Here is a 21,295-nt window from a genome sequence, read left to right as displayed (position 1 = left end):
CGGTCTTGCCGATTGACGCACAAGTCGATGTGATTTGAGATCAGACCGATCGTCTCTTGCTCCTTAGTCACATCACATCGAACCGCCGTAGAATCTTGCCGCAAACCTGAGTCCGTCATTAATTCGGATCTCCAATCGAGGCGACCGCCAAAGGCTTCTGTCGGGCTCTTGATGATTATATCAAGCGAGAGGCTTAAAGCCCTATCGATACCACTCGTGATCGGCACACCGATTGCCCTCCAAAGAGGATCCACACAGCGGGCCTGTCCGCGCTCGTCAAGCCTGACGAGCCGGCCCGAGGACGCAAGGCTCGCCTGGTCAACCAGGACTCCGTCATGCGAATAATCGCCGTAATCGCTGCCTTTTCCGTCCCCTTTTTTAGCGGTTGCGCCCAGTGGCGAGGCATCGTGCAGCCTTCGCAGAATCGCGCCAAAGCCCCTCAAAAAGCCCCCGTCGTGCTGAAGCCGCCAAGCCCGAGTTGGCCATGAACGGAAGCCAAGGCCACTCCAAAAGGCAGAGCCATCCCCCAAAATCGACGTCGATCGCTTTTGCTTCCTCAAAGTGACGGCGGAGCATGAAACGAGCGGAGGTCGTGAGCGAGAGGTGAGGGGCGCAGGCCAGGCTCGCCGATTTCCCCGCGAGCGGGGACCGAGGAACCCCGATCGTCTCACCAGGCGGCTGTCAACGCACCGCGAGGTCGGTAAGATTGGAAAGCCTCCGTTCGACCTGACGCCCCTGTTGACCTTGGGAATCTGCAGAAATGAATTGGCCTAGATCCGAGGAACTTCTGGCGGCCAACGCCCAGCTCGTCCCTGGCGGACTCGCGTCGCTCAATCGCAAGGCCGATCCCGTGATCGCGTTCGTCCGCGCCAAGGGGTCGCGACTCTGGGACATCGACGGCCATGAATATATTGACTATCATGCCGGCTTCGCCCCTTACATCCTCGGCCATGGCGACGAAGACCAGAACGCCGCGGTGATCGCAGCGCTGCAGAGCGACCTGTCGAACTACGGGAGCGGGCCGACCTTGGAAGAAGGCGAGCTCGCCCGGCTCTTCCTCAAAGCGGTCCCTCATGCCGAGAAGGTCCAGTTCTTCAACACTGGCTCGGAAGCGACCTCGCAGGCGATCCGCGTAGCCCGCGCCTGGACCGGCCGGTCGCACATCATCAAGATGCAAGGGGGGTATAACGGCCACCACAATGCTGTGGCCACGAACTTGATGAGCACGCGTGAGCAGCTCGGCGGGGTTGCCATCCACGGCGACGCCTATCCGGGCGTCCCGTTCACGGCCGGAATTCCCCCGGTCGAGCAAGCGCTGACTCACTCGGTGCCGTTCAACGACCTGGCGGCCGTGGAGCAAGTCGCCAAGCGTGGTGAGATCGCCGCCTTGATCACCGAGCCGGTGCTCCAGAACATCGGCGTGGTCAAGCCGAAGCCGGGCTACTTGCAAGGGCTCCGCGACCTGGCCGATCGGTACGGCTTCGTCCTGATCTTCGACGAGGTGAAAACAGGGTTCCGCTCCAGCCTCGGCGGCTACCAAGCGGTAGCCGGGGTGACGGCCGACCTCTCCACCTACGGCAAGGCGGTCGCTAACGGCTTCCCGCTGGCCGCGATGGCGGGCAAGTCGGCCTTGCTGGACCTGGCGACGAGCCCCGACCCCGCCAAGCGGGTCTTGATCGCCGGCACCTACAACTGCCACCCCGTGCCGGTGGCCGCGGCAATCGCCTGCCTCAAAAAGCTGATGGACCCCGCGCAACGGGTCTACGACAAGCTCGAAAGACTGGCCCAGCGGCTCGAGGCCGGGCAACGTGACTTGTTCAACCGCTATGGCGTCCCGGCAGTCATCAGTCGCGTCGGCAGCGCCAGTTGCGTCTACTTCTCGACCGTGGAGCCAGCGGACTGGTGGGACATCCTCGACCACCACGACGCGGCATTCGACACCCGCTACCGACGGGCTCTGATCGAGCGCGGCATCTACCACTTCCCGGTCATCGTCAAGCAAGGGAGCATCAGCTTCGCGCACAGCGAGGCCGACATCGATCAAACGCTCGAGGCCACCGAAAGCGCTCTGCGCGCGTTGACCGGTCACCCCAAGACGACCTGATTTCAATCGCGGAAGCGAAAGCGGGCCCAAAGCCCGCTCCTCATGCCGGCGTCGGGACGGCGACGGCCGCCTTGAGCGGGGTGCCGCCGGCCGAGGTCAGGGGCTCCTCGGGGGCGGGAAAGACTTTGGCCAGGATCCGGTCGCGGGCGTCGGCCAGCGTAAAGACGACATGGGTCGCCCCCACGTTCGTCAAGCGCTCGGCGGCGGCCGCGGCTCCCCCCGTCTCGCCCCAACGGCCGACCACGATCGGCAGTGTGGAGAGTTGGGCCCGAAGCCGGCTGACCAGGTAACGCGACTGAGCCAGCCCTTCAGGCGGCACATGCGACAGCACAACGACTTCCGGGTTCCGCTCCGTCACTTGCTCGACGACTTGTAAGGGAGATCCCGCGTCCGCAACGATCTCGAGATGACATCCCAACGGAGCAATCAACTGCGCGAGCATCTTCAAGACAAGGACGTCCGAGGTATCAACCACCGCCAAGCCCATCAGCTCGATGGTCGTGGGGGCGGAAGCCTCCTTAGCGGCGGCGTCCGAAGACTCGCCGGTGGCCGGGGCAGAGGCCATCGACTGTAGAGTTAGCTCCGGCACCCCTTCGAGGTTATCGACGATCTCGCCGATCACCTGCCAGATGAACGCTTGCACCCGCTCCTCGAGATCGTCCCGGACGGCGTCGCGCTCGGCCAACATCAGCGTGGGAACCAAAATTCGGTCGAAGATCTCGGCGCGGGGCCACTTCTTCTGCGCCTCTTCGACGAATTCAACGGCCCCTTGCCGGTCGAGAGAAACGAGCCGCTGATAGAACCGGACATGGGGGTCGAGTTCCGCCTCCTCGCCAAGCATGGTTGCGAAGAAGCGAAGGCCGGGCACGTACTTGCCGATCACCGCCAGGCAGACCGTCAAGGGGGTCGACAGAAGCAGGCCGAGCGTTCCCCAGAGCCAGGTCCAGAACATCGCGGCCACCAGAAGGCCGAGCGCAGAGACCCCGGTCGTCTTGCCGTAGATGATCGGCTCCAGAAAACTGTTCAGCAGCGTCTCGAGCAAAGCGAAGAGAGCGACGACCAGAAGCGGCTCGAACCAGCCCGGGAAGTAGGCGAACGAGAAAACGAGGGGGAGAATAAACGCCACGGCAGGCCCCACGTAGGGGATGAACCGCGTCAAGGCCGCCAGGCATCCCCAGAGCACCGCGTAGGGAACGCCGATCAAGGCCAGACCCACCCCGATCACAAGCCCAAAGGCCGAATTCATCAAGGCGAACGTGGCCAGGTAGCGGCTGATTCGCTGGCCGATCTCCTCCGTCGTCCGGGTCGTCAGGCTCACCTGCCGGTTGCCGAAGAGGCTCACAATACGGTCCCTGAGATCCTCCTGTCCCATCAGGATGAACAGCACCAAGATCAAGACAAAGCTGCCGACTCCGAGGAATTCCAGGTAAGGGCCAGTGGTCGACCGGAGCCGCTCCTGAAACGACGGTTCGGCGACCACGATCACCCTCGGAATCTTGGGGACAGCTTTCTCTGCTGAGGATGTGTCCACATCCACTCCCGAGGCCGTCGGCTTGTCGAGCTTGGCCATGACTCGGTCGGACATCGTCGTCAGCCGCTTGGCCGCAGACTGCCGCCCCGGCTTCATCAGGCTGCTCAGCTTCTTCTCGATGTTCTCCTGGTAGTCAGGCAGCTTATTGGCAAGGGTGGCCAACTGCTCTCCCACAACGTATCCAAGCCCCCCCAGCAGGCCCAACGCCAAAACGACGGTCAAGACGACCGCAGCCGAACGCGGCAACCCGAGCCGCACCAGCCTACGCACCGGAGGCGCCAGGGCGAAACTCAAAAGAATCGACAAGGCCAGAGGCTTGAGCACCTCCGCAGTGAAATACATAAACGCAATGATCGCGAAGATGAGGATCGTGAGCTTGAACGGATCGTTCAAGGTGGACGACTTGCGCGCGTTGGCCATTGGTAAAGTCAGTCCCTTTTTTTTGGATGAGGTGCGTGCAAGGCCGGCGGAACGCGAGCAGAGGTCGCCCTTGTGCTCGCGTTCCTTTTGGCCTCGGGCTCAATCGTGCCGCCCGAGATCCTGCGTCGAGCGGAACGCGATGTGCCCGTCCCCTTGAGCAAGATTCCAGTGCAATCCTCATGCCGACGTCCCCATCTCCCCAAAGGAGCGACGAACGTCTCAGGGGCGCAGCTCATCGCCGAGCCGCCGAATCAGGGTCGCGGTCCGCGCCTCGTTGAGGTGCAGGGGATTGATGACCAGCTTCCCCTTATCCAGCAGGCCGTGCCCCACATAAACCGGCGGCGATCCGTGGCGCAGGCGGCGGCAGACGTCCAGCGCCGGGCGTCCCAAACCCGCCTCATCGAGACTGATTTCCAGCACCGGCAGGCTTTCCCCATCGGCCGGGTCCACGAGCGCGGTGCGCGCGATCCCTTCCAACGCCGCCGCCACCCGCTCGAGATGGCCGCGAAAGGCCGCCAGTTCCCGGTCGTACGCGCCTTCGGTAAAGAGCCGCAAGGCGGTCAGCAACGCGACGATCTGCTCCTTGGAAACCTTCATACCCCGACCGATGCCGTGCCGAGGCAGCCCGGCCAGCCGCGACCGGTCGAACAGGCTGTCCGGCGGTTCCCAGAGGTCGAAGTGGTCATCCATATCGAGCATCTGCAAGGCAGCCGCCCCGACGAGCTCGCGCCGGCCGCAGAGGATGCCCGTCGCCTGCGGACCGCGAATCGCCTTACCGCCGCTGAACGCCACAAGATCGGCCCCGGCCGCGACGATCTCCCGGAGGTTGGCACATGGGGGCAGCTCCCCCGCCGCGTCGACCAGAACACTCAGACCGTGGTCGTGTGCCACGGCGACCACCTCGGCGAGCGACGGCCGCGCATGCGGGCCATAAACGTAGACAATGCCGGCCGTCGACGGCCCGATGGCGCTGGCGTATTCCCAGGCCTCCACTCGCCGAACCCCCGCCCCGGCGATCGGCTCATGAAACCCAACCTCAACCAGCCGGACTCCCGCCGCGCGCACGGCATGGTCATAACCATTGCGCTGCTCGCGTGCGATAATGAACTCATGCGGAAACCCATCGCAATGCGGCAGCCGCTCCATCCGCCCCAGGTCATACCCGGTCAAGATCGCCGCCGCCCCCAACGTCAGCCCCGCCGCCGCCCCCGCCGTGACCAGCCCCGCCTCGGCCCCCGTGGCCTCGGCAATCACCCGCGAAGCCACTCCCTGCAACTGTTCCAGGGGAACCGATTCACCCGCCGCCGCACAGAACGCCTCCAAAACCGAGGGAGACATCGGCGCACCGCCAAGTCGCGTCACCGCCCCCGAGGCATTGATGATCGGCTCGATACCCAACCGCTCGAAAACATCCATCAATCGATCCCCAAATTCAGAGGCCGCCTCAGCGTGGTCATCCCCGCATTATCATGGCAACTCACCCAAGATTTGGCTATTCCGAGTCCAGCAAACAGCACAAATAAACAAAATAATCTTTAAATTTCCAATTAATAACACACCTTCATTCCGTTCAACAGAAAAATCACATGCCAATCAAATCGCAGCGTCCATCAGCCGAAGTGGCTCACATGGAATCTTCACGATTTCCAAGCGGGCTCCCCGCTTCCCTTGAGTAGGCTGATGGTTTGAGGCCGCCACAAATCGGGCGGGAACGACCGTCGATCGGGCTTTCACCATTCGAGACCCATCTTCATGTGGAAACACGCGATTTTTGCCGCAATCGTGACCGTATCCTCGTCGTCCGCACTGGCTGATCCAGAGCGTCGGCCGGGGGTGGTGCGGTTCGCTACGTTTAACGCTTCGCTCAACCGCGATTCGGCGGGCGGGCTGGTCCGCGACCTATCGACGCCGGACAATACGCAGGCGCGCAACGTGGCCGAGATCATTCAGCGCATGGCGCCTGATGTCCTCTTGATCAACGAGTTCGACTACGATCAAGACGGCAAGGCTGCCGATCTCTTTCAGCGAAACTATCTCGCGATCAGCCAGAACGGCGCTCCGGCGATCGATTATCCCCACCGCTACACAGCGGCGGTGAACACCGGGATTCCGAGCGGAGTCGACCTCGATCACGACGGCAAAGTCGTGACCGAGCCCGGTTCACGGGGCTATGGCAACGACTCGTTCGGGTTCGGCCAGTTCCCCGGGCAGTACGGCATGGTGCTCTACACGAAGTTTCCCCTCGAAGACGCGGGAATCCGGCAGTTCGGAAAGGTGCTCTGGAACGCGATGCCCGGAGCGCTGCTGCCTTTGAAGAAGGATGGGACACCTTGGTACTCGTCCGAGGCCATCGCCGTCTTGCGGCTCTCGTCGAAGGACCATTGGGACATCCCCGTCCGGGTGAACGGCCGCACAATTCACGTCCTGGCCAGTCACCCGACCCCGCCCGCGTTTGACGGCCCCGAGGATCGAAACGGCCGGCGCAATCACGACGAGATCCGCCTCTGGGCCGACTATCTCACGGGCGGTGAGAACGCAGCTTATCTCGGGGCGGACGCAAAGCAGGGCAGGCCTGAGGAGTTCGTCATCCTCGGCGATCTGAACTCGGACCCGGTGGACGGGGGAAGCGTGCCAGGGGCGATCGACCTCCTCCTGAAGCACCCGCGCGTGGATGCCCGATTCATCCCGCAGAGTGCTGGCGCGGCCGAAGCGTCTCGCCTTCAAGGCGGCGCGAACCAAGGTCATCACGGTCCCGCCAACCAGGACACGGCCGATTTCGACGACCGGGCGGTCGGCAACCTCCGAGCCGACTACGTCCTCCCCTCGAAAGGCCTGAACGTCGTCGGAGGGGGCGTGTTCTGGCCCAGCCGCGACGAGCCGCTCTCACGACTCGTCGGAATGTCTCCCGTGGCCAGCTCGGACCACCGGCTCGTGTTTCTCGACCTCGACCTGGGCGGAACCGAGGCCAAATAGCCAAGCTCAGCTCAGCGGCCGTTGGTGAACGGGGCGGCGAAGGCCTGGCCTTGAAGCGTGGCCTTCAACTCCCCGATCAGCGGATCGACCGCATAGTCGCCAGGTGCCGAGGCAAAGCGCCCCGGATCGTTACGCGAGTTCGCCTCGGTCACCGGTTTCAACGAAATCGTCTCCGCCGCCCGGTCGGGAAACTCCAGTTTGATAGACACTTCGCCAGGCGGCGGCTCGAGCGCCGACTTCAGGTCCGGCCGGAGGAAGCGAGCGACGAGCATTGGTTTCGAGGATCGCTTGGCAGCCCCCGGCGGGGATTCCAACGCGACTTCGGCAAAACCCTTCTCTTCCGGCAACGGGATCAGAATGCCCCCGTGCGGGCCCACCTCCAGCGCGGAGGCGGGGCCGGACGCCCCAGGTTGGGAGCCCGACCCGCCACAACCGCCGAACGTAACGCATAGCGTTACCACAAACATCATCGTCCGCATCGGCGATCCTTGAGCAAAAACACGCGACCAACACAACATCTCAGACGGAACACGCCACCAATATCGGCTTATTAATAGCTATCCGCACTGAGCACTTCGCCGCCATTGCGACTCCCCAGGCCGCGCCAGACCGGCAGCGCGATGCTGTTCTTGAAAAACTTGACGGAGCCATCGCCCAGCAAGCCGTTAACCCCGCCGGGGTGCGCGCTCCGAGCGGAAATAATGGCATACTCACCGGGCACGTCCGTAATAGCGCTGGCGGCCCCGCAGTCCTGTCCTTGCCAATTTGGCGTACCCATATGATTGTACATCGTGGACGAATACCAGGCGAACGGCCAGCCGTTGGAGTACAACGAACCGAGTGGGAACCGTCCCGAGTCCAGGTGGTTGAACGAATCGGCCTTCGGCTGATACTTCAAGCAATCAAAGTAGAGTTGGTACTCGCCGCTCGCATCTTGGGGCAAGGGACCGCCCGTAAATCGGTTGGGGGACGTGACGATATCGGATTTGGTCGGAGCGGTGGTCGCCTTGTTCAGGCTGCTCCCCTTGCTCCGCTCGGCGAAGACCACGGTGTTGCTCAACCCGTCGGTGAACTGCGCCGTGGCGAAGGCCCGCCCGATCGTGAACGCCCCGTTCCCCGGCATCGAGCGATCATCGTTGCGGTCCCAACTGATCGCGCCCGCCTGTGGCGTGCTTCCGCCGAAGTTGTACCGATAGTTGTTCTCGCTGACACCACCCCCCGTCGTGTTCGGGTCGGACGGGCAGAGGAACGTGCTCTGCGCGAGGGCAAACGCGGTGAAGTTGGGCGAATAGATGGTGGTCCCGGAGCTATACATCTTATCTGTGTTCGTGGTCGCGAAGTTTAACGCGTTGTAGGCAGGGATTTGCTCCAAAGAATTCAAAATTTGCGCGTGAACCGAATAATAGCCAGTCCAGTTGCCGGGACCGGGGACGGCCTTCGTGTAATTCGTGTAGTTCCCTGTGAACTCGACCCCTCCGATCGTGAGGTCGGGCCCCATTCGCCCCGGCGGGAAGGCCGTGTGCGTGCTGAGGTAATTGTGCATAGCCAGGCCGATTTGCTTCAGGTTGTTGGTGCACTGAGCACGCCGGGCCGCTTCCCGGGCCGCCTGCACAGCCGGCAGCAGCAGGGCAATCAGGACGGCGATGATCGCAATCACCACCAGCAGTTCGATCAAAGTAAAGCCAGCGCGGCAGGGCCGAGGTAAGAACCGGTTGCGAGCGAGAGTCATGATTGTCGCCTCGTCGAAGGTCTGCAATCACACCATAACTCTCTATCAGTGTAGACTTGTTTGCAAAGACCTCGTGTAGAACACAAGGCTTAATGAGGAATTTTGAATTTGCTTCAATTCAGTGTCTGAGTGGCGTCTCCGCAAGCAGTCGACCCGATCGACTCAGGGGAAGTGCGTCACGAGCAAGGGCGGAGGCAGGCTGGGCACCCCTGGGAGGGGCGGCAAACGAATGCGTGGATGTCAGGCTGGTCTGGTAACCGCCATCGTCCCGGCCGGACGGGGCTTCGTTGATTCCACGCTTGCGAGGCAGGGGGAGATACTCGTTTGACGATGAGGAAGCGGCTGGCCGAACGCAACATCGAACCTGGGTTCGACTTCTCCGGCCCATACCACGAGACAGACGGCTAGGGACAAAGGAGGGCGCAATCGCGATGATTCGCCCCTCATTTTTGCACAGGCGTCAATTCGCCAAGGTGATCGAGGAGGCGAAGCCATCGGGCTTCACGGCGAGGACCGAGCAGTTCACCCGCTGGAGGATGGTCTCCGCCGTATTGCCGATCAGCAGGCCGGAGATGCCGGTACGAGCAACGGTTCCCATCACGATCAGGTCGATGAGGTCCGTTCTGGCCAACTCGGCAATCACATCCACCGGTTCGCCCTTGACCAGGTGGGTGACACGCCGCCCGGGCTGCGCGGGCAAGCCGGCGACGAGCCGGTCGAGGGCCTTGCGCGCCGCCTCCCTGGAATCGTCCACGTAGGCATCGACCTGGACCTGGGCGAGCCGTCCTTCGCCCCTCAGCATCATCTCACCGGGGGCCGACCAGGCGTGGAGGACGTGAAGCTCGGCCCCCTCGCTTTCCATCAAGGAATCGGCGAGTTTCATGATTTTCAGGTCGAGCGAGGCATCTTTCGGAGCCAGATCCTCGGTGAGGTGGAGCAGATCCGCAGCGTCAGGGGCCGGAGCCGGGTCCACGGCCGCCAGGATCTGAGCGAACGGTCGGTCCCCTTGGGCGGGGTTGAAGAGCCAGACCGCAGTGGGACAATCGCGAAGCAGTTGCATGTCGGCCGGACCAAACAGCACGCCCTGGTTGGGCTCAGCCTCCTTCATCACCAGGTCGTGTCCGTCCCGGAGGACCTCCCGGATCAGTTCGAGGGAAGGGCGGCCCCGGAGGACCTTCGTGGCGATCTCGACGCCGTCCTCCCGGTGGCGCGCAGCCAGCTCTTCAAGGGCTTCGGACTTCTCCAGGACGAGGGCCCGAGTGCTCTCTTCTGCGGACGGGAGAACAAGACGGGTGTACCAGGGGAGGTCCTCCACCACGGCGGCCAGCGTGACCGTGCCCTTGTTCTGCTTCGCCAGCCGGGCGGCCCGCTCCAGCAGAGGTTGCACGGAAGACGCCCCTGAGATCGAGACGAGGATGTTCCGGAAGCGATCCATGTTGAGGTCCCTTCGCAACGATCAGAGAGAGGTCGGGCCTGCCGTCAATCCCCGGAAGTCCGGGTCGTCATCGATCTGACACCCACGGCAATCGCTCAACGCCCCGCCTTCATATTACAATACCCATGAATATTCAGATCCAAAATCCGCAACGACACATCAATCGTATCCGCTCACCACCAGCGAGACAACCGCCCCGAGACCGGCCTTGAACAACCGGTTGCCCCGCCAGGCCATCGATCAGAAATAACTCAGCCAGGGGTCGCGGCGACGCCTCTTCACATCGGCAAACCAGCGGCAGGGGAGGTAAAGGATCGCGATGGCGATGATCCAGCACAGGAAGACGGTCCCCAGGCTGTTGTTATATGCTTCGGGCGACTGGAAGGGAGGGAACTGAAAGAGCCAACCGACCGGTTGCCGCCTCAGTGCGGCAACCGCCACGCCGAGCCCATGGGCGATGGGCCATTGCAGCAGGTAGAAGAACAAGGGGACCCGCCCGAACGTCGCCAGGGGACCCGCCAGGAAACCCGGAAGGCGGTCGAGCCAGGCCAGAGCCAAGATCGCCGGCCCCAGGGTCATCAGCAAGTAGAGCAGCGACGGCGGGTACTTCTGACACGTCAAAAACGACAACAAAGTCAGGAGCGGGGTGGCCTGGACCGACCAGGGGCGAGGGTCGCCGTAGACGTTCAACGCCCGGAGGCCCACGAATCCCAGCGTGAGGCCGGCCCCTAATGCCACGAGAAGCGTTTGCCGCCGAGCGGACGGGAGCAAGAGCCAGGGGCCAAATGCGTAGCCAACCGCCATGACGCCAATCCAGGGGATCAGCGGATACCCTTCCAGGATGCCGATCCCCCCGGGCAACTGCAGAAAGCCCGGCTGGTGGAGCAGCCTCCAAAGGAGCGACCCGAGGCCCGAACCCTCGACACGGACGCCGTCGAACAGGTTATGACACGCGATCAGGACGACCCCGATCGCTCCCACCGCGACTCTGGGCAGGTGGATCAAACCCGCCAGCGCGATCATCGACCAGCCGATCGCCCAGAGGATCAGCGCCAGGATCACCTTGGGCATGGTAAAGGTGAAGCAAATGCTGACCAACGTCTGCTCGAGCACGATCAGCCAGAGCCCCCGCGTGACCAGGAACAGAGAGAGTTGCCTCCTGGTTTTGCCTTGCGTCCCCGCGAGGAAGGCCGAAGCCCCGGCGAGGAAGATGAAGGTCGGGGCACAGAAGTGGGTCACCCACCTCGTGAAGAAGAGGACCGGAGTGGTCGTCGCCAGGTTGGTCGGATCGACCAGGGCGTTCATCAGGTAGTCGCGGACGTGGTCGAGAACCATCAGGACCATGACCGTTCCCCGGAGCAGGTCGACGGAAGCCAGGCGGCTCGCCGTCCCTACTCCTCGGTCGTCCCCAACCCGGGGAGTGATCGAATCGTCCGGTCCCGCATCAATTGCGAGTCGATCCATAACCGAGGCTCCGAGAAAAGAACCACCATCTCGCCCCGGCTCGCATCGTCAATCCGAAGTCTTGGGCACTTCTCCACGTAATGGGTCGAGCAGGGTGACGGCCATCCTACAGCAATCGAATCCTCCTGGTCTACCAACCCAAACGGCGTCTGGCGACAAAAACAAGAAGACGCCCCCTGGAACAATCGGATGCGCGTTCTCATCTTGTTCTTCAGCGTGCAGAAGCTGCCCTGGCATAAAATGTTTCCATGCACACCTTGAAGCATCCATTCGGCAAGCGTGTCGGCCAGCCATTGAGGGCCGGAGGCCGACATGTTATACAGCAATGCATCCTTTGCATAAAATCTGACGAGCTCGGGTCGTCGAGTCGGGGTCCTCCCCATGGTGAGCACCGGTTCGTTCGAATCATTCATGACGAAGGTCCGCGCCGGCGACGAGAACGCCGCCCGGGATCTGGTCCGACATTATGAAGGGGTGATCCGCCGCGAGGTGAGACTGCGGCTCGAGGACCGGAGGCTGCTCCGCCTGTTCGACTCGATGGATATCTCGCAGTCGGTGCTGACCAGCTTCTTTGCGCGGGCGAGCTCGGGCCAGTTCGCGCTGGAGACTCCGGAGCAGCTCGTCGGACTCTTGATCGGCATGACGCGGAACAAGCTGGCGTTTCAGGTCCGGCGGCAGCGGGCCCGCCGCCGCGACAACCGACTGGTCGCGAAGACGCCGGTCGAGGATCTGAGCGTGGAGAGCACCTCGCCGGGGCCGAGTCAGCTTGCGTCCGACCACGACCTGATCGACGCCGTGCGACACCGCCTCAAGGATGAAGAATTATTGATCGTCGACCTCCGGGCCGAGGGGCTCGAGTGGTCGGAGATCGCGCAGCGGCTAGGCGGCTCAGCGCAGGCGAGGCGGATGCAGCTCGCGCGGGCCGTGCTCCGCGTCACGAAGGCCCTGAACCTGGACGACGACCGCCGTGCCTGAGATCGATCCCCACTCCCTGCCTCGCACGACGGAGACCCGGAGCCCGGTCCGTCGCTGGGTGAAGCTCTGGCGAGCGGGAGAGCGGCCGGACGTCGTCGCCTTCCTGTCCGGCGAAGGGGACATCGGGCCAAGCGAGGTCGCCGCCGTGCTCCGGGCCGACCAGAGGCTGCGTTGGCGATCAAGGTCAGACGAGCGGCGGTCGGCGGAGTGGTATTTCGAGCGATTCCCGGCGGTCGCCGCCGACCCCGACCTTGCGCTCGACCTTGTCCACGGCGAGTTCCTGCTCCGCGAGGAGGCGGGGGAACCACCCGACCTGGCTGACTTCCTGATGCGGTTCCCCCAGTTCGCGGAAACGATCAAGCTGCAAGTCGCCTTCCATCACGCCCTCGACGCCGCAGGGGGCCGTGACGAACCGGCCGAGGCAATACCGGACCGCGCGGGTTACCCGCATGTGCCGGGCTACGAGATCCTTCGCGAGATCGGCGTCGGCGGCATGGGGGTCGTCTATCTTGCAGCGCAGGTGGGGCTCAAGCGGCGGGTCGCCTTGAAGATGATCCGGACGATCGGGCGCATCGACCCGGAACAGCTCGACCGGTTCCACCGGGAGGCCGAGGCCGCCGCCTGTTTGCACCACCCCAATATCGTGGAAATCCATGAGATCGGCGAGGCGGACGGGTCCCCCTACCTGTCGCTGGAAGTGGTCGAAGGGGAGGACCTGGCCCGGCGGCTGGCGGCGGGCCCTGTGCCGGTCCAGCAGGCTGCGAGGATCACGGAGGTGCTGGCCAGGGCGATGGACTACGCCCACGATCGCGGTGTCGTCCATCGCGACTTGAAGCCGGCGAACATCCTGCTCACGCCCGAGGGGTCACTCAAGATCGCCGACTTCGGCCTGGCGAAGTTGCTCGGCAGGGAGTCGGGGCAGACCCAGAGCGGCACGATCCTCGGCTCTCCCTGCTATATGTCGCCCGAGCAGGCGTCGGGGCGGGCGCGCGACGTGGGGCCGGCCAGCGACGTCTACTCGCTGGGCGCGATCCTGTACGAGATGCTCACGGGGTCGCCGCCGTTCCAATCGGCCACCCCGCTCACCACGCTCGCCAGGCTGCTGAACGAGGAGCCGGTCCGGCCAGGGCGGGTCAGCCCGAAGGTGCCCCGCGACCTGGAAACGATCTGCCTGAAGTGCCTGGAGAAGGCGACCCGCAAGCGTTACGCCTCGGCCGGGGAGCTGGCCGACGACCTCGGCCGGTTCCTCAACTTCGAGTCGGTCCGGGCGCGGCGGGCCGCAGCGGCGGAGCGGGTCTGGCGCTGGTGCCGGCGGAAGACTTCGCTGGCGGTCGCGGTCGGCCTGGCGATCGTCGGGATCGTGGCGGCGATCGTGCTCTCGGTGAGCCTGGCAGTGTACCAGTACCAGGCCGCGTCACGGATCGGCAAGGCGCTGCGAGAGGTCCGGTCGAGCCAGCGGCAGGTCGACCAGCTCGCAGCCCACCTGGCTTATGAGAACGGCCAGCGGCTCTGCCAGCAAGGGGACGTGGGGCAGGGGATGCTCTGGCTGGTGCGCGGGCTCAAGGCCGCCGACCGGGCCCGCGACGCGGCCCTGGAGCGGGCCCTCCGTCTGAACCTGACGGCCTGGAAGCCACGGCTCAACCCGCTGCAGGTCCGGGTCGAGCACCCCGGCGAGGTCCAGGCCGTCGCATACCGGCCCGACGGCCGCGTCGTGACCACGGCCGGCGACGACGGCACCGTGCGATTCTGGGACGCCCAGTCGGGCGCTCCGGTCGGCCGCCCGCTCCACCACAAAGGGAGGGTCGGCGCCCTGGCGTTCGGTCCCGAGGGGCGGACCCTACTCACCGGCTGCGACGACTTCACCGCGCAGCTCTGGGACCTCGACACCTACGAGCCGGCCGGCCCTCCCCTGCGCCACGACAGCATCATCTACGGGGTGGCGCTCAGCCCCGACGGCCGCACCGCCCTGACCGGGAGTTTCGACATGACGGCCCGGCTCTGGGACGCACAGACAGGTGCCCCGGTCGGCCTGCCGATGCGGCACGGCAACTACGTCTCCTCGGTGGCGTTCAGCCCCGACGGCCTCGCCGTGCTGACCGGTAGCCGGGACAAGACGGCCCAGCTCTGGGACGCCGCCACAGGCTCCTCCTTGGGTAAGCCGATGGTGCATCAGGACTGGGTTTCCTCGGTGGCGTTCAGCCCCGACGGCCGCACCGTCTTGACAGGCTGCTTCGACCAGACTGCCCAGCTCTGGGACCGTGCCACCGGCCACCGCGTGGGGAAGCCCTTGATGCATCAGCACTGCGTCAACGCCGTGGCGTTCAGCCCCGACGGCACCAAGCTGGTGGCCGGCTGCATCGACGGCACCGCCTGGCTCTGGGACGCCTCGGCCGGGGAGTCGGTCGGGACCATCCTGCGGCACCGGCACACAGTCTCCTCCGTCGCGTTCCACCCCGACGGCCGCACCGTGCTCACCGGGGGCTTCGACCGCACGGCCCTCGTCTGGGAAGTCGCGCCTCCAACGGGTCTCGACTTCCGTCACGACGGATTTGTCCGGGCCGTGATCTTCAGCCCCGACGGCCGGAAGATCCTGTCCGCCAGCCAGGACAAGACCGCGCGGCTCTGGGACGCACAGACAGGCGCGCCCGTCGGAGCCCCCATGCCGCACGGCGATACGGTCGAGGCCGTCGCCTTCAGCCCCGACGGCCGATACGCCCTGACCGGAAGCTACGACGGCACCGCCAGGCTCTGGGATTCCAAGAGCGGAGCCCCGGCCGGCCCGCCGCTCCGTCACCAAGACCGCGTGACCGCCGTCGCCTTCCACCCCGACGGCCGCACCGTGCTCACCGGCAGCGACGACGGCACCGCCAGGCTCTGGGCGACTTCAACCGGGCAAGCCCTTGGCGACCCCCTCCGCCACAGCCGCCCCGTGCTCGCCGTCGCCTTCAGCCCCGACGGCCGGCGTGCGGTCACCGGGAGCCTCGACGAGACGGCCAGAGTCTGGGACGCCACGACCGGCGCGCCGGCCGGCCAACCCCTCATTCACCAGGGACCCGTCCGAGCCGCCACGTTCAGTCCCGACGGCCGCACCGTGCTCACCGGCAGCGACGACATGACGGCCCGACTCTGGGACGCCACCACAGGGACCGAGGTCGTCGCCCCCCTCAAGCACCAAGGCCCCGTCTCACTCGCCTCCTTCAGTCGCGACGGCCGCACCGTGATCACGGGCGGATGGGACCGAGTGGCCCGACTCTGGGACGCCAGGACGGGCCTGCCGGAAGCCCCTCCGCTCCGCCACGACGGCCGGCTCCGGACCCTGGCCATCAGCCCCAACGGGCAAACCGTGCTGACGGGGAGTTACGACCGGTCGGCCCAGCTCTGGGATAAAGTCACGGGCCTGGCCGTCGGTCCCGCCGTTCGCCACCAGAGCCAGGTCTGGTTCGTCGCGTTCAGCCCCGACGGCCTGTTCGCCCTCTCCGGCGGCCGAGAGCACGCCGCCCGCCTCTGGAGCCTCCCCTGGGTGATGGGCGGTCGCGTCGCACGGGTCGAACTCACCGTCCAGGCCGCCACCGGCATGGCCCTCGACGACGACGGCTCCCTCCAAATCCTCGACCTCAAGGCATGGAACGACTGCCGCTCCCAACTCCTCCAGCCTTGAACAGTGAGCAAAGGCGCGGCCAAAGCTTCACTTCGCCTCTGTCGGCCTGGAGAACTCGGGGAGCCACACAGTTTCGAGTACGGAACCGCATGGCCCCCGAAATCGAGAACGCTTGGCAACAGTTCAGATCCCACAACGAAACGTTAGAAGGCGTCGCTGGAAACGATCTCGCCACCGGCGCGTGACCCGAGCGCCCAGATAATGTTCATGTTGGTACTATCTTTGAGAAACCGAACCGATCCGTCCGCAAACGCGACGTTCCCCCCGCCAGAGTGAAAGCTGCTCATCCCATAGATCCCCGCCGCGTCGCCAATCGAGCCGTCGTAGCCGGCCGACGTGCAGTTGGGATACTTCGGGTTGGGGGGGAGCAGCGTGTTGCCGAGACCGAACCCGGCCTCGCTGGCGTACCAGTTGTCGCCGAGGTTGCTCTTGTTCTTGATCGTGCCGATTGTCCCCATCGCAGCGCCCGCACACATGGGGAACCACGGTGGAATCAGCAACGCGCCGGCGGGGATCTGGGTCTTGGCGTCCCACCATGTGTTCACGCCCGGCGGGCCGGTGCCGATGTTGATGACATCCTGAATCGAGAGTTTATTGATATTACCGTCGCCCATCCGCCACTCGCCGAACGCGATGGTGTTGCTCGTCCCATCCTGGATCGAGGCGACCGTGACCGCCGACCCACCGTTGCCGCCGTCGCAGGCGAAGAGGCCGACGACGATCTCGTCGGGGGCTCCGCTCCGCGCGTAGGGCATGAGTTGGGGACCCATCGAGGCAAAATAGTTGTTGCCGGGAAGGAGGTTATTGTTGATGTTGCCCTTGTTCCAGTTCGTCCCGACGGGCAGGGGCGACGAGGGGCAGAGGAACGAGTTGATCCGCGTCGTACAGACCGTCCAGTTGACGTACGCGCCGCTGGCCATGTCCTCGTTGACCGTCATGAAGTTGATCGTGTTGTAAACCGCGCCTTGCTCCATGTTCGCCAGGAGCATCGACTGCGGGCTCCACGAACCCCAGGCCCCGGCAAGCGTCTTGTCGCTGACCTTGCGCGCCACGTAACCGCCGGGACAGGCCCCAAACGTCGACAGGTAGTTATGCAGCGCCAGGCCAAGCTGCTTCATATTGTTCGTGCACTGAGAACGACGGGCCGCCTCTCGAGCCGCCTGCACCGCAGGCAAGAGCAAGGCGATGAGCACGGCGATGATCGCGATCACCACCAACAGTTCGATCAGCGTGAATCCACCGGACCTGCGCCGCGACGGCCGCTCATCTTGCGAAGAAAATTCCATATGAGTGCTCGATTCATCATTAAAAGAGAGGGGAATTACCGGACGGATCGGCCGTGAAGGCCGCTAATCCTGCTTGGGCCGGCCCGACACGGGATCGAGCTTCAGGCCCGCCGTGATGTTTTTGGGCATCCCCTTGGGCCGGCCCCTCGACAGGTCGGCCTCCGGGGTGATTTTCACCTGGGGGACGTCGGCCGCGACCGTGGGCCCGTCGTCCCCGCAACCGGCGACGAGAAAAATGATGACGGAAAACAACCCAAGATTTGAGTGTCTGGACACGGGACCTCCTTGAACCGATGGGGGGGTCGGAACTCTGTCGGCGCAGCCCGTCCCGCCGGGTCAGGGAAAGTTGACGTCGCGCAGACGACGACATCGCCCGACATTGCGGCCGCCCCGTTTGCGTTCACACCCGGATTTCGTTGCTTTGTCAGAAAGAAAGGCAAAAAAACGACCCGCCTGCTGATAATATTGCGGTTCCCGGACGGATCGCACAAAAGGCAACGAAGAATTCTTCCCGCCCCCCAACCCAGGCAACGCCGAGCGCCGAGAACCATGGTTCCTTCGCCTGAGAACACCCGACCAATGCGGGCGTCCTCTCTGGCAGGCCGCCTCGATCCGACAAGCCTGTCACAGGCCCGAACAGACAGCCCACGGACACGGCGATTTTTCCATTAAAACACAAACATGAAAACATTCAACAAATTCATCCACAAGGGCTTTCATCAAACCACGAATACTACTCGACAGCTTTGCGCGATAGCGTCGGCGATCGAACAGGCCGGCCCGCGTTTTGAGAACGCACGTAACGGCAGAGGTAAGGCCTTGGCAATCTCCGCGCGGGCACGGCTATAATCAGGATCGATCCAAAGGGACTGACGTCGAGGACCACTCCGAACGGAAGGGATCCATGAGCGTGCCAGCCGGAGAATCAGAAGTGCCCCAGGCTCGGCTTCAGCGGCGAGATCGGGGCGACCTGCCCCTGAAGCTCCCCCTCCTCCTTCTGATCGCCTTCTCTCTGGCGGGCTCGACGCCGGTAAACGCGGTGAGCCTGATCGAGGCGGAAAAGCTCTTCCGCACCGGACGCTACGACGAGTGCGCCAAGGTCGCCACGAAAGAGATCGAGACCGGCGCCTGGGGCGAACACTGGACTCGCCTCCTGATCGAGGCGGAGCTGGCGCAAGGGAAATACAAAGCGGCCCTGACCTCGTTCGAGCAGGCCAAACAGCGCTATCCCGGAAGTGGTGTGCTGCACCTGCTCGGCCGCGACGTCTATCGCGCAAACGGCCGCGTCGACGACGCTGCAGGCGAGATGAAGACGATCGAGGCCCTGGTCGTGAATGTCCCCCAGCGCTTCGCCACGCCGGAGGGACGCCTCGTGCTCGGGCGATTCTTCCTGCTCCGAGGCGCCGATGCCCGCAAGGTGCTCGACCAGTTCTACGACGTCGTCACAAAGCAGCACCCCGACGACGCCGACGGCTTCTACGCCACGGCTGAATTGGCCCTGGAGAAGCAGGACGCCGCCCTGGCGGCCCAGACGCTTCAGAAAGCCCCCAAGGACGCCGCCGAGGATCCGCGATACCACTACCTCCTCGCCCGCGCCTTTACCGACGACGACCGCGCCCGGTCCGACAAGGCACTGGCCGAGGCCCTCAAAATCAACCCGCACCATGTGGACAGCCTCCTGCTGAAGGCCGACCACCTGATCGACGGCGAGCGGTACGGCGAGGCCGAAGACACGCTCAAGCAGGCGTTCGCGGTCAACTCCGAAGAGCCCCGCGCCTGGGCCTACCAGGCGGTGCTGGCGCACCTGCGAAACGACCGCGCCGGCGAAGCGTTCGCGCGACAGGCCGCGCTGTCGCGCTGGGCGACGAACCCCGAGGTCGACCATTTAATCGGCCGCGAGCTCTCGGAAAAGTACCGGTTCGCCGAGGGGTCCACCTATCAGAGAGAGGCGCTCAAGCTCGACCCCGAGAACCTGCCCGTCAAGATCCAGCTCTGCCAGGACCTGCTCCGGCTCGGCGAGGAAGAGGAAGGCTGGAAGCTCGCCGACGAAATTTTCGCCAAGGACGGCTACAACGTGGTCGCCTACAACCTGACCACGCTCCGCGATCGCCTGGCCGGGTTTCGAACTCTTGAGGATGCCGGGTTCGTGGTGCGCATGGAGGCACGCGAGGCTGACCTTTATGGCAGCCAGGTGCTCGCCCTCCTCCGACGCGCGAAAGAAACGCTCGGGAAACGCTACGGGGTGACGCTCAAAGAGCCGGTGATCGTCGAGATTTTCCCGCAGCGCAAAGAGTTCGCCGTACGGACGTTCGGCCTCCCGGGGGCGGACGGCCTGCTCGGGGTCTGCTTCGGCCGCGTGATCACGGCCAACAGCCCGGCCTCCCAGGGAGAGACGCCTTCGAACTGGGAGTCCGTCCTCTGGCACGAATTCTGCCATGTCATCACCCTGAGCAAGACGCATAACAAGATGCCCCGCTGGCTCAGCGAGGGAATCTCGGTGCACGAGGAAGGGCGGGAAAACCCCAGTTGGGCCGAGGCGTTCAACCCTCGGTTCCGCGCCATGATCCTGGACGACACCCAGTTCACCCCGCTGAGCCGGCTCAGCTCCGCGTTCCTCGCCCCCAAGTCGGCGGTCCACCTCCAGTTCGCCTACTTCGAATCGGCGCTTGCGGTGGAGTTCTTCGAACAACGGTTCGGCCACGACGCCTTGAACGGCGTGCTCGACGACCTCGGATCGGGGATGTTAATCAACGAGACCCTGCCGAGTCGGACAAAAACGTCGCTAGATCAATTAGATCGCGATTTCACGGAGTTTGCCCATCGAAAGGCCAAGAACATCGCCCCTGAGCTGACCTGGGAAGAGCCGGAACTCCCGCCTGACGCCAATGCGGCAGCACTCACAACCTGGCTCGAAACCCACCCCAAGAGTTTTTGGGGACGGAAGCGGCTGGGGGCCCAACTCGTGGCCGAAGAGAAATGGGGACAAGCCAAGGACGTTCTGGAACAGCTCAAGGGACTTTACCCGGAATACGTCGGGGCGGAGAACGCCTACGTGCTGCTCGCCAAGGTCTTCAAAGAAACGTCGGACCCGACCGCCGAACGCAAGGTTCTTGAAGAACTGGCGGCGCGGGTCGGCAACGCCGGCCCGGCCTACGAACGATTGATGACGATGGACGAGGCGGATCAGAACTGGAAGTCCCTGGCCCAGAACGCCCGGCATCTGCTAGCGATCAATCCGCTGATCCCAGGGCCCCACCGCAAGCTCGCCCTCGCGGCCGAACATCTGGGAGAACGCGCGGAGGCGGTGACGGCCTATCGCGCCCTGGCCATGCTCGACACCACCGACCCGGCCGAGGTCCACTACCGCCTGGCGAAGCTGCTCCACGAAGACGGAAAGCGGGCCGAGGCCCGCCGCGAAGTGCTCATGGCCCTGGAGGACGCGCCCCGCTTCCTCGATGCTCACCGGCTCTTGCTCGAACTGGTCGAGCCTCCAGTCAACGCCCAACCCAATCGCTAAATGACGGTCGCCCTTTCAGGGCTGCAAAAATCTTCATTTGAACGTTTTTCGATTCCAGGGGCTTGCGCCCCTGGCTATGAACGGTCGCCCCTTTGGGGCTACAAAATGCAAACGATTCCCGGGGTTTACGCCTTTTCGCGATGAACGGTCGCCCCTCTCAAAAGGGGCTACAAAATGCAAACGATTCCCGGGGTTTACGCCTT

The 21,295-nt window shown here is 64.3% G+C and carries 13 protein-coding genes; 5 read left to right on the top strand and 8 right to left on the bottom strand.

The window, feature by feature from the left end; all coding sequences use genetic code 11:
• Positions 1-760 precede the first annotated feature (760 nt).
• Positions 761-2,104: an aspartate aminotransferase family protein gene (locus SINAC_RS02045; RefSeq protein WP_015244043.1), complete on the top strand. Its 1,344-nt coding sequence runs from the start codon at positions 761-763 to the stop codon at positions 2,102-2,104.
• Positions 2,105-2,144: 40 nt separating this feature from the next.
• Here the strand turns inward: SINAC_RS02045 and SINAC_RS02040 are convergent, their stop codons facing one another.
• Both SINAC_RS02040 and SINAC_RS02035 read right to left on the bottom strand, forming a co-directional pair.
• Positions 2,145-4,055 (bottom strand): AI-2E family transporter, encoded by a 1,911-nt coding sequence (locus SINAC_RS02040; RefSeq protein WP_015244042.1) that lies wholly within the window; start codon positions 4,053-4,055, stop codon positions 2,145-2,147.
• A gap of 219 nt (positions 4,056-4,274) precedes the next feature.
• Entirely contained in the window at positions 4,275-5,471 is a 1,197-nt protein-coding gene (locus SINAC_RS02035) for an aminotransferase class V-fold PLP-dependent enzyme (RefSeq protein WP_015244041.1), read from the bottom strand.
• 336 nt (positions 5,472-5,807) lie between these two features.
• Between SINAC_RS02035 and SINAC_RS02030 the strand changes: the two genes are divergently transcribed.
• Complete coding sequence (locus tag SINAC_RS02030; RefSeq protein WP_015244040.1) at positions 5,808-7,028, top strand: endonuclease/exonuclease/phosphatase family protein; 1,221 nt, start codon at positions 5,808-5,810, stop codon at positions 7,026-7,028.
• Between the two features lie 11 nt (positions 7,029-7,039).
• Here the strand turns inward: SINAC_RS02030 and SINAC_RS02025 are convergent, their stop codons facing one another.
• The 4 genes from SINAC_RS02025 to SINAC_RS02010 form a co-directional block, all read right to left on the bottom strand.
• Positions 7,040-7,507: a hypothetical protein gene (locus SINAC_RS02025; protein ID WP_015244039.1), complete on the bottom strand. Its 468-nt coding sequence runs from the start codon at positions 7,505-7,507 to the stop codon at positions 7,040-7,042.
• A 71-nt stretch (positions 7,508-7,578) separates the two neighbouring features.
• Positions 7,579-8,757 (bottom strand): DUF1559 family PulG-like putative transporter, encoded by a 1,179-nt coding sequence (locus SINAC_RS02020; RefSeq protein WP_015244038.1) that lies wholly within the window; start codon positions 8,755-8,757, stop codon positions 7,579-7,581.
• 460 nt (positions 8,758-9,217) lie between these two features.
• On the bottom strand, positions 9,218-10,192 hold the full coding sequence (locus SINAC_RS02015; RefSeq protein WP_015244037.1) for a universal stress protein: 975 nt from the start codon (positions 10,190-10,192) through the stop codon (positions 9,218-9,220).
• Between the two features lie 240 nt (positions 10,193-10,432).
• A complete protein-coding gene (locus tag SINAC_RS02010; protein WP_015244036.1) occupies positions 10,433-11,656 on the bottom strand; it encodes a DUF1624 domain-containing protein in 1,224 nt (407 codons plus the stop codon).
• A 411-nt stretch (positions 11,657-12,067) separates the two neighbouring features.
• Here SINAC_RS02010 and SINAC_RS02005 point away from each other — a divergent pair, with 411 nt between their 5' ends.
• Both SINAC_RS02005 and SINAC_RS02000 read left to right on the top strand, forming a co-directional pair.
• Positions 12,068-12,631: an RNA polymerase sigma factor gene (locus SINAC_RS02005; RefSeq protein WP_237722892.1), complete on the top strand. Its 564-nt coding sequence runs from the start codon at positions 12,068-12,070 to the stop codon at positions 12,629-12,631.
• Entirely contained in the window at positions 12,624-16,289 is a 3,666-nt protein-coding gene (locus tag SINAC_RS02000) for a WD40 repeat domain-containing serine/threonine protein kinase (protein WP_015244034.1), read from the top strand. Before SINAC_RS02005 ends, SINAC_RS02000 begins: the two co-directional genes overlap by 8 nt.
• 143 nt (positions 16,290-16,432) lie before the next feature.
• On the opposite strand, the gene SINAC_RS01995 is transcribed toward SINAC_RS02000, so the two are convergent.
• Both SINAC_RS01995 and SINAC_RS01990 read right to left on the bottom strand, forming a co-directional pair.
• Complete coding sequence (locus SINAC_RS01995) at positions 16,433-17,575, bottom strand: DUF1559 domain-containing protein (protein ID WP_015244033.1); 1,143 nt, start codon at positions 17,573-17,575, stop codon at positions 16,433-16,435.
• A gap of 63 nt (positions 17,576-17,638) precedes the next feature.
• On the bottom strand, positions 17,639-17,851 hold the full coding sequence (locus tag SINAC_RS01990; RefSeq protein ID WP_015244032.1) for a hypothetical protein: 213 nt from the start codon (positions 17,849-17,851) through the stop codon (positions 17,639-17,641).
• Positions 17,852-18,479: 628 nt separating this feature from the next.
• Between SINAC_RS01990 and SINAC_RS01985 the strand changes: the two genes are divergently transcribed.
• Entirely contained in the window at positions 18,480-21,092 is a 2,613-nt protein-coding gene (locus SINAC_RS01985) for a peptidase MA family metallohydrolase (RefSeq protein ID WP_015244031.1), read from the top strand.
• The last annotated feature ends 203 nt before the right edge of the window (positions 21,093-21,295 follow it).

It is taken from the genome of Singulisphaera acidiphila DSM 18658, from assembly GCF_000242455.2.
Lineage (GTDB): Bacteria > Planctomycetota > Planctomycetia > Isosphaerales > Isosphaeraceae > Singulisphaera > Singulisphaera acidiphila.
This window is presented reverse-complemented; position numbering and strand designations above follow the sequence as displayed.

What these genes read in the sequence shown, in the direction of transcription:
- SINAC_RS02025 (WP_015244039.1), bottom strand. Translation starts at nt 7,507, where the DNA reads ATGCGGACGATGATGTTTGTGGTAACGCTATGCGTTACGTTCGGCGGT.
- SINAC_RS02040 (WP_015244042.1), bottom strand. Translation starts at nt 4,055, where the DNA reads ATGGCCAACGCGCGCAAGTCGTCCACCTTGAACGATCCGTTCAAGCTC.
- SINAC_RS02035 (WP_015244041.1), bottom strand. Translation starts at nt 5,471, where the DNA reads ATGGATGTTTTCGAGCGGTTGGGTATCGAGCCGATCATCAATGCCTCG.
- SINAC_RS02015 (WP_015244037.1), bottom strand. Translation starts at nt 10,192, where the DNA reads ATGGATCGCTTCCGGAACATCCTCGTCTCGATCTCAGGGGCGTCTTCC.
- SINAC_RS01995 (WP_015244033.1), bottom strand. Translation starts at nt 17,575, where the DNA reads ATGGAATTTTCTTCGCAAGATGAGCGGCCGTCGCGGCGCAGGTCCGGT.
- SINAC_RS02010 (WP_015244036.1), bottom strand. Translation starts at nt 11,656, where the DNA reads ATGGATCGACTCGCAATTGATGCGGGACCGGACGATTCGATCACTCCC.
- SINAC_RS01985 (WP_015244031.1), top strand. Translation starts at nt 18,480, where the DNA reads ATGAGCGTGCCAGCCGGAGAATCAGAAGTGCCCCAGGCTCGGCTTCAG.
- SINAC_RS02020 (WP_015244038.1), bottom strand. Translation starts at nt 8,757, where the DNA reads ATGACTCTCGCTCGCAACCGGTTCTTACCTCGGCCCTGCCGCGCTGGC.
- SINAC_RS02030 (WP_015244040.1), top strand. Translation starts at nt 5,808, where the DNA reads ATGTGGAAACACGCGATTTTTGCCGCAATCGTGACCGTATCCTCGTCG.
- SINAC_RS02045 (WP_015244043.1), top strand. Translation starts at nt 761, where the DNA reads ATGAATTGGCCTAGATCCGAGGAACTTCTGGCGGCCAACGCCCAGCTC.
- SINAC_RS02005 (WP_237722892.1), top strand. Translation starts at nt 12,068, where the DNA reads ATGACGAAGGTCCGCGCCGGCGACGAGAACGCCGCCCGGGATCTGGTC.